This window comes from Candidatus Hydrogenedentota bacterium (assembly GCA_013359265.1).
Taxonomy (GTDB): Bacteria; Hydrogenedentota; Hydrogenedentia; order Hydrogenedentales; family SLHB01; genus JABWCD01.
In genome coordinates, this window is the sequence record JABWCD010000025.1 from 1 (window position 1) to 13,090 (window position 13,090).

A 13,090-nucleotide genomic window follows, 5' to 3' on the forward strand; every position below is an offset into this window, starting at 1 on the left:
CATGGCCGATCTCCTTTTGTGAGCCTCGAGCTCGTTTAAAGTCTGGGAGCTACTCTATAGCATCCCGCAAAGGAGATCGGCCTTCTCATACTATCTCGTGAGTCGTCATCGTACTCGTGGCTCGACACTCGAACTGAATCGATTACGATTACGAGCACGATTACGAAGCACGAGCACGATGACGAACACGAGCACGCGGTGCAGCCGGCCGTGAAACGCACCAACCCCGGAGCAGCCCTTATGAAGTCGTTTTTCAGTCGTGCGCGAAGCAATATTGCCGATATCGAACGCGCCCACGGCGTGCTAGAATCTGCCCTGGGGGGAACACAGGGCGCCCGCGCGGGAATGGGGATTCCATCGCGGGCGGCGGTTGCTGTGTTCGCATTACGTTTGGGGGATTGCACACCATGCGACGATTTATAGCAATTCAAGTTTGGGCACACCGTCTCTTTCGTGCTCCTGCTCGTGAGTCGTCATCGTACTCGCACTCGATACTCGAAAAGATCGAGCACGAGCACGCGCACGAGCACGCGGTGCAGCCGGCCTTGAAACGCTCCAGTATTGGCCTTTTCTTGTTGGCGGTCTGCTGCGTTGCGTTCGCCCAAAGCGAAATTCAGTTCGAGGACCCGCCCCCATCCGACCGGCCGTGGGTGTACTGGTTTTGGAAGAACGGCAACATCAGCCGCGAAGGGATCACCGCGGACCTCGAGGCGATGCAGCGCGTGGGCATCGGTGGCGCGATTCTGATGGAAGTGGCGTTGAGCGTGCCGAAAGGCCAGTACGAATTCTTCAGTCCCGAGTGGCGCGAATTGTTCGCGTTTGCCGTTCAAGAGGCGAACCGGCTCGGCCTCGTTATCAGCATGAACAGCGCGCCGGGCTGGACCGGCAGCGGCGGGCCGTGGGTCACGCCGGAGCGATCCATGCAACAGGTCGTGTTCAGCGAGACGAACATCGCGGGGCCAAAACCGATCGCGCTTGCGCTGCCCAGACCGCAAGCCGTGCTGGACTATTACGAAGACATCGCCGTGTTGGCGTTTCCCGCGACGACCGGCACGTACCGCATCGCCGACATTTCGGAGAAGGCGTTCTATAAGCGCGGGGCGTTCTCGTCGCAACCGTCGGTGCGCGCGACGTTGCCATCGCTCGCCGACTACGAGAGTGCGCCGCAGGACGCAATCACCCCGCTGAAGCAAATCGTCGATCTCACAGCGCATATGGACAGGGACGGTCAACTGACGTGGGACGCGCCCGAAGGGAACTGGACGGTCCTGCGCATCGGTCATACCAGCACGGGGCAAACGAACCGGCCCGCGCCGTTGCCGGGGCTCGAGTGCGACAAGCTCGATACGGAAGCGCTCGACGCGCATTTCCGCGCGTTCATCGACGTGCTCCTGGAAGACATCGGGCCGGACGCGCGAAAGGCGCTCGTGTCCGTGCATCTCGACAGTTGGGAAGTGGGCGCGCAGAACTGGAGCCGGCGTTTTCGCGAGGAGTTCACCAAACGCCGCGATTACGATCCGTTGCCGTATCTACCCGTGATGGGAGGACGCGTGGTCGAGAGCCTTGACGTCTCCGAGCGTTTCCTGTGGGACCTTCGACAGACCGTTTCCGAACTCATCGTCGAGAACCACGGCCGGCGCCTGCGTGAACTGGCGCATGACGAAGGTCTGTGGTTTTCGGTCGAGCCCTACGACATGACGCCGTGCGACGACATGTCGCTCGGGGCGACCGGAGACGTGCCGATGTGCGAGTTCTGGAGCAAGGGATTCGACACGCGCTACAGCGTGCACGAGGCGACGTCCGTCGCGCACGTGTACGACAAACCGATCGTCGCAGCGGAAGCATTTACATCGATTGATCGCTGGTTGTTTCATCCCGGCACGATCAAGGCGCAGGGCGACTGGGCGTTTTGCGAAGGCGTGAACCGATTCGTCATCCATCGCTACATTCACCAGCCCTACTCGAATATTCGGCCCGGTTTGAGCCTGGGTCCGCACGGACTACATTACGAGCGGACGGAAACCTGGTGGGAATTCTCGCGGCCCTGGCACGAATATCTTGCGCGCTGCCAGCATGTCCTGCGGCAGGGCCGGTTCGTGTCCGACATTCTCTATCTCAGTCCCGAAGGAGCGCCGAACGTTTTTCAAGCGCCCGATCCCGCACCGAAGGGATACAAGCACGACGGATGCACGCCGGAGGCCTTGCTCACGCGCGTCAAGGCGGAACAGGGAAAACTGGTGCTGCCGAACGGCGCGCGGTATCGGCTGCTTGTGCTGCCGAAAGCCGAGACGATGACGCCGGCGCTATTGCGGAAGGTTGGCGAGATTGCCGCTGCGGGCGTCGCGGTGGTGGGCGCGCCGCCGCGCACGTCGCCGAGCTTGACGAAGTATCCCGAGTGCGACGCGGAAGTGCAGCAACTGGCCGCCGAAATCTGGGGCGCGTCCGCGGGCCACGTCGTATTACCACAAGACGCATCGCAAACAGCAGCATCCACCGATAATCCTCGCGATGCGCTGGCACAAGCGCATTGGATTTGGCACCGCGAAGCCGATCCGGCTACGGCGCCGCCGCCGGGAAAGCGCTATTTCCGCCGCGTGTTTTCGTTGCCGGATAACGCCGTCGCAAAGAATGCGCGCGTCGTGATGACGGCGGACAACGCGTTTGAATTGCATGTGAACGGTTTGCCGGCGGGCGACGGCGATACTCTAAACGAGTTGTATGCGATGGACGTCACGTCGTTGCTGCGGCCCGGCGAAAATGTGATTGCTGTCGCCGCCGAAAACAAAGGAGGAAAGCCGAACGCCGCGGGGCTTGTCGGGGTGTTGTTGATCCATCTGGGCGACGGCTCGGACGTGGCGGTGCCCACGGACGCGCAGTGGGTATCGTCGACGGATGCCGACGCGGGCAAGTGGACGGCCGTTCACGATCTCGGGTTGTTTGGAATCGCGCCGTGGGAAGACGTGGGCAAGAAGGCGGATCGAATCGATCCGTATCCGGACTCGGCGCAGATCGAGTCGTTGCTGCGCGCGATGGGCGTGCATCCCGACTTCGAAGCAAGCGCGCCGCTGGACTACGTCCATCGCCGGCTCGAGGCCCACGATGTCTACTTTGTGACCAACGGCAGTCAGGACGCGGTCACGGCAGCGTGCACGTTTCGCGTCGACAACATGGACGCGCAGTTGTGGCATCCCGAGACGGGCCGCGCGCGGACGTTGAACGGTCTGTCGCCGACCGGCGATGGTCGATCCGTAATCTCGCTTCGCTTCGATCCGCTCGAAAGCTACTTTATCGTGTTCGGCCCGCGCGATCCGAAGCGCGCGCAAAAAGCGGCGGATCGCGCCGATTTCCCAACGCTCAACGTGATTGAAACAATCGCCGGTCCATGGAGCGTAACGTTCGATCGGTCGAGCGGAGGAAGCGGCGAACCGGTGACGTTCGACGAGTTGGTGGACTGGTCCCAACGGTCCGACGAGAGTATCCGGTACTACTCCGGCACGGCGACGTATGCTAAGACGATCGAGATTCCCGAATCGGCGCTTAAGAATCGTCGTCCGCTCTACATCGACTTGGGACGCGTCGAAGCGATGGCATCTGTCCGGTTGAATGGAAGGGAACTTGGCATTGCTTGGAAGCGACCGTTCCGTATTGCGATCGGCGATGCGGCAAGACCGGGCGAGAACGCGCTCGAGGTGCGCGTGGTGAACCTGTGGCCAAACCGCATGATTGGCGACGAACGTTTGCCCGCGGACAGCGAGCGCGATGAGAGCGGCACGCTGAAGCAGTGGCCGCAGTGGGTGCTCGAGAACGGAAAGAGCCCGACTGGCCGCGTCACCTTTGCGACGTGGCGGCACTGGACCGCGGAGGATTCGTTGATCCCTTCGGGATTGCTAGGACCGGTGACGATCGTGGCGGAGGAGTAATTCGCGAGCTGGCTTGCCCATGTCACGATCGCGAATCACGGCTTTTCGTGCTCGTGCTCGTGCTCGTAATCGTGCTCGTAATCGTGCTCGTAATCGTGCTCGTAATCGTAATCAAGTACTTCTCGTTTTTTCTCGTTCCCAACTTTCCAGTTGGGAACGCGCTCTTGAAAAGCTCTGCTTTGACTCGCCAAGTACACAAGCCGCCGCTACACGCGACGTGTACCCACGAAGCCAAATACTCGATTACGAGATCGATTACGATTACGAGCACGAGCACGAGCACGAGCACGAGCACGAGCACGAGCACGAGCACGAAAGGCCGACAGGCGCGCGACTTTCCTATTCACCATTTCGAAGTAAACGAATACGCGCCGTCCGCGCGTTTCCATGTGACGGGGATGTTGCCCGAGGGCCAACTCTCCGTCTTCATTTTGTGCCGTTTGCTCCCTGTCGCGTCGCGCGACACCGATTCAATTTGCAGACTACATGTTGGAGCGTTTCGGTCTCCGGCTCCAGTTGGATGCAGCGATAGAAGTCAACACAACCTTGACATAGGGCCGGTGCATCAAGAACTTCCGCAAAGTCCTGTTTCATCGGATGCGTGGAAAACAGGCACCACGGTTGCGACGGATGGAGAAAGTCTTCCGGGCGAAGGAAATCGTTTAACGCCAACGCACGTGCCTGCGTCAGCCCGAGCAACGCGGACAGCCCGAGTAGCTCCCCTGCGCACAAATTGGCGTACAACTGAAGGCCGTCGGCTTGCCAATTCGATACGTGGACGTTTCTAGAATCGCTTACCCGAAACAGACCGTGATACGTCTCATCGGTCACATGCAGGACAAGGTCATGCCTTGGATACGAGAGGTCGAAGTGAAATCTCTCTTGCTTTGTGTTGACCCAGGCGGCAACCTGACTCGTCACCGGTAGTTCACCGCGCACCGACACCGGAATCATCTGTTTGTCCCCCAGAATTGCTATTCGTTCAGCCCAATGGTCTCTTCAATCTGGCGATGGCTTTCCGCCAAATTCCGCGCAGCCACGTCATTTGGTTTCGGAAATACCATCGCCCTTACCTGATTCGTAAATACGCGCACGTCCGGGTCTGAAACTTGCGCCGCCACCGACTCCCGGTACGGCGTTATTTGGTGCTGGCGTGCAAGTTCCGCCATCCGCTCCTTCGAGACCAGTTCCTTGATGAACTCCCACGCGAGGAATTCGGCCTCGGGCGTACTACGGCGAATCGCCGCCAGCGTGAAATCCGAGGCAACGACGCTGGTTGGCGCGCTTGGTGCGATGACCGCCCACGCATCGTCCTGCTCCCGCAACGCGTTGAGGCTCGATCGCCCGGACAACCCATCCGTCACCAATTGAAAGTACCTCGGCATGGCGGTTTGCGGTCTTCCCGTCGTAGTCGGAAGCATTGAGGGAAAGCTCGCGTATAGCCGTTCGAACTCGCGGCGGGTAGACTGCCAGGCGGCAGACTGGACGACGGCTGGATCGTCGTATCCACCGCCCGCCTCCAGCAAGATCGAGTCCCAGAGCCAACTCGCAGGCACTTCGAGGTAATTGCCGCCCGTGGGTCCCGTCTGCCGGTCCGCGTCCAGTCGCGATGCGAGATGTTCAAAGAGGGCCGGCCAGTTGCCGGAAGCAAGTGTGGCAGGGTCCAAGTCAACGTAGTTCGTGTTGATGGCCAATGCCCAGGAGCGAACGAGTACGGGCACGCCGATCACTTCGCCTTCAATCGTAGCCGCCCGCCATAGGTTCGGGAAAAAGTCTTCCATATCAAATTCCGGATCGGACACAAACTCCGTCAGCGGTAGTAGCTGCCCTTGAAGGTGGAATTGGAGCAAAGAGCGCTCCGGGGCGATCGCATTGTTGTCCAACAAGAGCACATCGCCAATGTCGTCCGATCCAACCGCACTGCTGGTTGCGCCGGATTCGACCGAGCCGATCTCGAATCTTGCTTCAAGCGAATCCGCGAGGCTCGAAGCGACGTCTCGCAGGAACGCCAGTTGCGCAGGATTGAGCGCGTATGGTGGTGGCCCGATGCGGACGACTCTGCCTGCAATCCCGGTATTTGCGGTTGCGTCAGCGGAAAGTCCACTGGAGGGTCCGGCATCGGTGCGATTGCCGTCGAGCGCGCGAAGCGGAGACTCCGCGCCGCGGGTTTCTTCCGGTGGAACGGAACGCGGCGGTGGCACCGCGGTATTCGCGTCGAATCGAGTGGGCCAATACCGCGGCGCGAGCAAGAGCGCAACGATGCCGCAGAGAATGGCCGCGAACGCGGCGGCCGCCCTGCGCCGGGGCCACTGCGTCTGGTGGACCTCCTGCCGCGCGGGCTGCACCGGAACGGTCCGCAAGTTGGCCAGCACGATGCCAAGGTGTGCGTTACGTTGTTTGTCATCTTGGATGGCCGGTTCGATCTCTTTTTCCAAAGCGGCTTTCAGGCTGTTCCGCCCGTATTCAAGCCGCTTCCGCACGGCCGCTTCGCTTATTCCGAGGAACTCGGCGATTTCCGGCGTTGGCCGTTGGTCGAAGTAGAACAGGCAAACCACTTCGCGCGACTTCGTGGGGACCCGCTGAAGCTGCCGCCGAATCGCCTCGCGCATTTCGGTATTCACGGCTTCACCGGCGCCCGACTCGCTTGAGCGAAAGTCGTCGCCGTACAGTTCGCGAATTGTGGACGCTTTTTGCTGCAACCGTCTTCGCCTCTTCACCAGGTTCAGGGCCGCGTGCCGGGCCGCGGTCACCAGATAGTGGGAGAACCTTTCCGGCTCCCGTACTTCCGCCAGCCGCTCGAAACAGCGCAAGAAGGTATCTTGGACAAGGTCCTGACTGTCCTCGCGATTGGCGGTAATTCCAAAGCACACCGCTAGGGCGGTCTTGTAGTGGCGACGCACCAGTTCGTCGTAAGAAGCCCGCTCGCCACCCAAGGTTTGGCGCACCAATTCCGCATCCGACTTCACTGGCGGTCCCGATTTCTTACTTTCATTTGCTTTACTCATATAGGCAATCGACGCCTCCGCAACGTGAGGTTTCCCCAGGAATCTCGTAAACCGAATGCCGGCTGCGGTTTATCGCCATCGCCGAGGGGGTACGCGTTCGCCCCAGGCCGGCGAAAACCACCGGCCCCGGCCCGAATCTCGGCGCAACCGCGCGCAGGACGGGCGAAAGGGGGTTGACAAATTGTATAGTACGTAGTACAGTGTGTATCCAGATACGTGGTGCTCCGGTGTATTACTTTGAGGTGCTAGGAGATGCTCATGCCTTATCCACAAGGACTTGCGCGAAGTGTCGGAACGCCGACGGGGTGGAAATGTCTCCGCGTGTGCGTACTCTGCGCCTTTTTCGTGTTGGGCGCAAACGCGACGGAACTCGTGCTCGGGCCGCCGCCCTGGGATTTGCGCCCCCACGTCCGCTGGTCGTTGCAGACAGTCGCCACCATGTACGAATCGTCGCATCCGGGCGTCACGGTCCGCGTCACGCCCGGGCTCGCTTCGTTTAATGCAACGACTGTCGATGCCCAGGATCTTGGCGACATCATGTTCGTTCCCGGCACGGAGTTTGGCCGGGCGTCGATACTGGGCATTCTTGTCGAGCGCGGACTATGTCTCGACCTTTCCGCGAATGTGCAGGAACCGGCATTCGAGAAAGACGACTTCTACCCAAACGTGTGGGATTCCGTTACCCGTGACAATCGGATTTGGGCCGTCCCGCTGATGGTCCGCTCGTGGGGCCTGGCCGTTGACGCCCGCAAGGCGGATGCGACCGCGTTCGGCGAGCAAGTTCAGTCGTGGCAGGGGTTGATCAACTCGCAAAGCGCCCTGGTGCGCGATTTCAACGGAGACTCGATCCCGGACTACACCTCGATGTTGTGCGGGATGACCCCGTTCACGGTGTGGCAATGCGTGTTCCTGGACCTGGGCGGCGATCCGTCAGATGCGGCGTCGTTGCGGCCGGGTACGCCGGCCTGGGAGGGAGCGTTATCCGTCGTGAACGGCCTGCATTCCGCGAACCCCCTGTTCTTTGACCGTTTGCGCCTGACGCGGGCGCTTGAATTGCGGCGCGATGCGGCGGTCCGATTCGTGCATGACGACGACGCGGGTAGAACATCGTTCCAGCTTCATGATGGACCGGAGAACTGGAAGCTCGTCCCGGTGCCGGGATCGGGCGCGATCGCGCCGCTCGACACGACGGTTCTGGCCATCAAACCCGGCCCGCCGGATAAGGAGGCGGCGGCGTGGGCTTTTGTGCGTTGGTTAACGTCCGCGGCGGTGCTTGCGGAGTTGACCCCGAAGTTTCACCTGACGCCGCTTCGGCAGTCGGTCGTGGCCACGATAAACGATCCCGTCACCTCGTTCTTCGCGGCCCAGATCGAGCGGATGCGGTTCCAGCCGCCGTCGGGCGCCGCGAATCCGGACGTGGAGGGGCTGCGCGCGTCCCTGAATGCCATCGGTTCCGGCGATACCCATGCCAAACTGTGAACAAGGGAGAATATCGATGCGACAACTATTACCCCGTTATGCGCCGTTGGTGGTCCTCGCGATCGCCCTGGTTACCGGATTCTCGATTTCATCGGCCAATGAATACTGCGCACGTTGCACGGACACGTGCGTGGGTATCGCCGGGGGCGGATGCGAGTTATACTTCGGCCGGCCGGATGTGTGGAACGACGTCAATTGTCCGCCAAACTCCGACTCGAGCGAGCCATGCGATGTGACCAAGACCGTGGGCTGTTACACGACGTATCGCGTATGCTCCGAAGGGTACTGCGACATGGGCGCGTGCGTCGGCGAGGGCGGATGTTCAACCTACACCTACCCGTACATCGATGCAGGTACAAACCCTTCAGGACCGACACAATGCACACCGCAATGACGATTGTCCGAGGAAAACGGATTCCGCGCCATTTCATGGGATGTGCGTGGATGCTACTGGCCACGCTGCACAGCGCCGCGCAGGAGCCATCGTTCGCCAAACAACTGCTTCTGCAATCGATACGCAATCGCGAGTCGGTCGAGACCAAGGCGCTGCACGCAACGGTCCGCGTGGAAGTGGAAGGGCCGGCGTCGGCGTTGGTGGTGCCCACAAATAAGAAAGGCGAGGTTTACAAACAACTCAATGTTCAGGACTGGTGGGTGGACGACCAAAAGATTGCCGTAGCGACCCAGCAGGAGAGCAAGTGCTGGCTGGACGGCGAGCTGATTTCGTCGTCCGAGCCGGGCGAGAATCCGCAGTTCGTATACACGTATGACGGAGAACGCGCGTTCTATTTGGACTATCGGGAAGGCGGACAAACGATCGAGGTTAACACCCGCTGGCCATTTTCGGGCACGTCGCACCCGGTGCTCTTTGGCCGAGCCTATGCCAATATTCCCATTTCCGAGTGCATGGCGGGCGGCTTCGAGATGCTTCGTTCGGAGGACCTCGATGGACAGCCATGCGAGGTGGTCGAGTTTCCGTTCGGCTCGGGAAGGGTCAACTGCTGGATCGCCAAAACCGCCGGCAACCTCGCGCTGCGCGAAGAGTTCTACAGTGGGAACGGCCGTGTCCTGTCGCGCCAATTTCGGTTCACGCCCGGGCCCTCGGGGATGCTGCGGCCCGAGAGCGGCACCGAGGTGCGCCACGCATCGCGCGGAGGCGACGTAACCACGACATGGACCGTCACCGCGTTCGATATCGATGCCGAGCGGCCGGAATACGTCTTTACGCCCAACCTCGAAAAAGCCGCCAAAGTAATCGACGGCGCTACCAAGGAGGTAGTGAAAGGGCCCGATGTCACGTCCGCGACAAATAACTAAGGCCGCCGCCGTGTCGGTCTGCGCGGCGTTCCTTGCGCTCGTGGCAGCGTTCCGATCGGGCGACGCCAATCCGGTACGCGTTTCCGATTCCACGATAGACGTGGGGACTGTGGTCGCCGGGTCGTCTTTTCGCGCGGCGACGACGACGATACAGAACAACTCGGGGCATGCGATCGAGCTGCTGGCCCGATGGGACTGCGGCTGCGTTCGCGTCGAGCCCTCGACGTTTACCCTGCCGAAGAGGGGCCGGATTGATTTGAACGTCGTCGTCTCCCCCAGTGTCGCCAACGATCGCATCTCGTCCAATGTCTATTTCACGAGTCCGAGCACGAAGACCGCGGTCGCCACGCTTCACATAACGGGAAAGGTTGCGCCGCTCCTGCAATCCGACGTGCAGACGCTCCAACTGGAATGCGACGAATCCAAGGACGTGGTGGAAAGACCGCTGGTGATCAAGAACGCACACGTGGCCAACTTTGACGGACGGTTCAGGCTGACCGGGGCGGCGGGTCAGTACCTTGACCTGGACTCGCAGCACCTTTCGGTTCACGCCGGCGAGACCACCCGCGTTCGCGTTCGGGGCCGATATCCGGGCGATGCGCGCGTTCGGGGCACTCTGGAAGTCGCGCAGGACTCGACGGGAATCGCCGTCTTGAAGGTCCCGATCGTGTTGACCGGCATACCGCGGGTGCGCGTTTCCCCTCCAACGGCGTTGTTCGACGGGGACAGCGCTGTGGTTGCGCTCCAGTTGGCGAAGTCGGATGAGGCCCCCTTCCTTCTGGACGACGTGAAAGTGGATCCGCCAGACCGAGCGACCGTGGATTGGGAACGCGACGTGAGGGCCCAACGCCACACGGTCCGGCTGACCGTTCCGCCAGACCGCCGGCGCACCGGATCGACCGGAACGATCACGATTTCCGCGAATGCGGACAACGAAACGCTAACGCTTAGCGTCCCGCTCTTGATCGGCCCAAAATGAGCGTCACGGAGCAGCATAGCGACGCCGACTTTCTGCGCCGCATCTTTCCGCCGGCGTTGCGGCCGCTGGCAGCGGACATTAATCCCGAGTCCGTACTCTTCGCGCCCGGTTGGGGCCTCGGACTCGGCGACCAGTGCATGTGCGTGCCGCTGGTCCGGCTATTGAAGCGCCGATTCCCGGACGCGCACTTGTGTGTCCTGACAAGCTACCCGGAGTTTTGGGAATGCAGCGGGATCACCGGCGCCGAATTCGTGCCGCTGGACCCTAACTCGGCGCACCAGATATCCGAATACGTGGGACAGTTCGACGTTGCGATCGTCGGATACTTCCCCGGAAGCCTGGACACGCTGTCCATGGCGGGGAAACCCATCGCCTTTGCCGCGGGCGGCCAGCTCATGCAGTACCGCTGCTTTTATGCCGACACGGACAGGCGCGGCGAAATACCGCTCGAGTCGTGTCGCGTGACCGTATGCGAGGCGCACAAGTTTCTTTCGCTCTTCGCGGATATTGGCGTGTGTACGCGCGACGAGTATTGGGAGGCGCTCTCGAATCTTGATTCCGTGGATGCCCGGGATTCCCGGACGCGCGGCCGACGCGTCTTGATTTGTCCCGCTGCCGCGCAGTTGTATAAGGAATGGCCCGCTGCGCGCTGGAGCGATCTCGCCGAGGACCTCGTACGCAACGGGGCTTCGGTGACGGTATCCTCGGGCATGAATTCGCGTGAAGCGTCGGTAGCCGAACGAATCGCGAGTGGGCATCCCGGAATCGACCTAATGCCGCCGCAGTCGCTTGGCTGTTTCATGGAGTCGCTCAGCGAGTTTGACCTGGTTATTTCAGGCGACACGTCGGTCCAACACCTGGTTTCGTTCCTGGGCAGACCTGTTTCGCTCACGATTTATGGTCCAACCGACCCGCTCCGGTTTTGTCCGCCGACACCCAATTGCTTCCATTTGGCTCCATCTACGCTGTCCAGAGCGGAGGCCCGGGACGGCGTCTTGGCGTGTTTTGCGCTGATGGCGGGCGAATACGGCCACGTGGCCCATGAAGCGAACGCGCTGAGCCTCAAGAGTGCTGCCTTGCAGTTCGTTGAAGCCTGCCGGTTGGGCGCGCAAGCGACGGACGGAGCGGAGAATTCACAGGATTACAAGGTGCGAATCCGGGAGTTACGCCGGTTGCTCCGCCCGGAGTCCCGGCTGTTTTGCCTGGGTTGCGAGGGTCAGCTTCAACGAGTCTTCGCCGTATTTGAACGGGCGCAGCCCCTCGTTGCGATCCAGTACCTGCGCCAGTCTTCGGCGTACCGTATGGCCAGATGGATCGTAAGCCATGGATGATCCCTTCGACGCTCAAGCGCGATTTGATACGCCGGAGGTGCAAGACCGGTTGCAGGAGTATCTCCAATATGGCGACACCCGGCCCTTGCAGGTGGACTTGGACATAACCACGGAGTGCAATTATCGCTGCACGTTTTGCGGCGACTTGGCGCGGGGCCAGCTCAACCGTGGCGGCTTGAACGCTACCCAATTGCTGGCGCTTCTGGACGATATGCACGCGCTCGGTGTGCGCGACGTCTCGCTCATCGGTGGTGGTGAGCCAACCGCTTCGCCGCATTTCTGCATGGTAATTGAAGGATTGCGCACACGAGGTATCCGGGTTGGCGTTGTAACCAACGGGAGCCTGATTACAGATGTAATTGCGGACTGCATCGCCGACACCTGCTCCTGGATACGGATCAGTCTAGACGCGGGTTCGCGGGATACCTACGGCGCGCTGCACCATCCCCCCGAGGGTATTACGCTCGATACGGTCGTGTCGCGGGTGTCGCGCTTGGCACGTCGCATGCCCGGGCGCGTTGGAATCTCGTTCCTGGTGATGAATCGCAACGTAGGAGAGATAGAGGCGGCGGCCAGGATAGCCCGCGGCTGTGGCTGCTCGTACATTCGGATACGCCCGGCGCAACATCCGATGACCGGACGGGTGCTACCGATCCGGGATGCGGACGAACTGCGCCGGCAGCTTGACCTGACTTCCGCATATGCGACAAAAGACTTCCTCGTAAGCGTTGGGGACACTTGGGCCGCTGCCGGTGACTATCCAAACGAATCGCTGCAACGCAAGGAATACTTCCGCTGCCACGCCCAGGCGTTTGGCACGACGATAGCCGGGACGGGAGCGGTATTTGTTTGTTCCAAGTGGCGCGGTGAGGCGAAGTGGGAGATTGGAAACGTGCGGCACACGCGCCTGACGGAGATTTGGAGTAGTGAGCAAAGGCGGACCGTGCTCGCCAAACTAAATCCGAGCCGGGTGTGCTCCAATGTTTACTGCCAGGCCCACGTGTACAACGAATTGCTGGATAGACTCGCAGCCGTGGAGATATGTGTTTAGTTGGCGGA

General features: G+C 61.0%; 9 protein-coding genes and 1 pseudogene. 7 read left to right on the forward strand and 3 right to left on the reverse strand.

Annotation, left to right across the window (positions count from 1 at the left end):
- Nucleotides 1-545 precede the first annotated feature (545 nt).
- The gene (locus tag HUU46_19660; protein ID NUM55864.1) at nucleotides 546-3,920 is read left to right on the forward strand and encodes a hypothetical protein; all 3,375 of its coding nucleotides are present in this window, start codon (nucleotides 546-548) and stop codon (nucleotides 3,918-3,920) included.
- A gap of 244 nt (nucleotides 3,921-4,164) precedes the next feature.
- On the opposite strand, the pseudogene HUU46_19665 reads toward HUU46_19660, so the two are convergent.
- From HUU46_19665 to HUU46_19675, 3 genes and pseudogenes are all read right to left on the reverse strand, one after another.
- Nucleotides 4,165-4,233 (reverse strand): annotated as a pseudogene (locus HUU46_19665) (membrane or secreted protein).
- A 113-nt stretch (nucleotides 4,234-4,346) separates the two neighbouring features.
- Nucleotides 4,347-4,874, reverse strand: a complete 528-nt coding sequence (locus tag HUU46_19670) for a hypothetical protein (protein ID NUM55865.1) — start codon at nucleotides 4,872-4,874, stop codon at nucleotides 4,347-4,349.
- 20 nt (nucleotides 4,875-4,894) lie between these two features.
- Nucleotides 4,895-6,925: an extracellular solute-binding protein gene (locus HUU46_19675; protein ID NUM55866.1), complete on the reverse strand. Its 2,031-nt coding sequence runs from the start codon at nucleotides 6,923-6,925 to the stop codon at nucleotides 4,895-4,897.
- Between the two features lie 258 nt (nucleotides 6,926-7,183).
- On the opposite strand from HUU46_19675, the gene HUU46_19680 reads away from it, so the two are divergent.
- From HUU46_19680 to HUU46_19705, 6 genes are read left to right on the forward strand one after another with little or no spacing between them, the layout of a single operon-like run.
- A complete protein-coding gene (locus HUU46_19680; GenBank protein NUM55867.1) occupies nucleotides 7,184-8,404 on the forward strand; it encodes an extracellular solute-binding protein in 1,221 nt (406 codons plus the stop codon).
- Nucleotides 8,405-8,420: 16 nt separating this feature from the next.
- Nucleotides 8,421-8,798: a hypothetical protein gene (locus tag HUU46_19685; GenBank protein ID NUM55868.1), complete on the forward strand. Its 378-nt coding sequence runs from the start codon at nucleotides 8,421-8,423 to the stop codon at nucleotides 8,796-8,798.
- Nucleotides 8,799-8,848: 50 nt separating this feature from the next.
- Nucleotides 8,849-9,721, forward strand: a complete 873-nt coding sequence (locus HUU46_19690; protein NUM55869.1) for a hypothetical protein — start codon at nucleotides 8,849-8,851, stop codon at nucleotides 9,719-9,721.
- Nucleotides 9,696-10,700 (forward strand): hypothetical protein, encoded by a 1,005-nt coding sequence (locus HUU46_19695; GenBank protein ID NUM55870.1) that lies wholly within the window; start codon nucleotides 9,696-9,698, stop codon nucleotides 10,698-10,700. Before HUU46_19690 ends, HUU46_19695 begins: the two co-directional genes overlap by 26 nt.
- On the forward strand, nucleotides 10,697-12,031 hold the full coding sequence (locus HUU46_19700; protein ID NUM55871.1) for a glycosyltransferase family 9 protein: 1,335 nt from the start codon (nucleotides 10,697-10,699) through the stop codon (nucleotides 12,029-12,031). The genes HUU46_19695 and HUU46_19700 overlap by 4 nt, the downstream gene beginning before the upstream one ends.
- Entirely contained in the window at nucleotides 12,024-13,082 is a 1,059-nt protein-coding gene (locus HUU46_19705; GenBank protein ID NUM55872.1) for a radical SAM protein, read from the forward strand. Before HUU46_19700 ends, HUU46_19705 begins: the two co-directional genes overlap by 8 nt.
- Nucleotides 13,083-13,090: the final 8 nt, after the last annotated feature.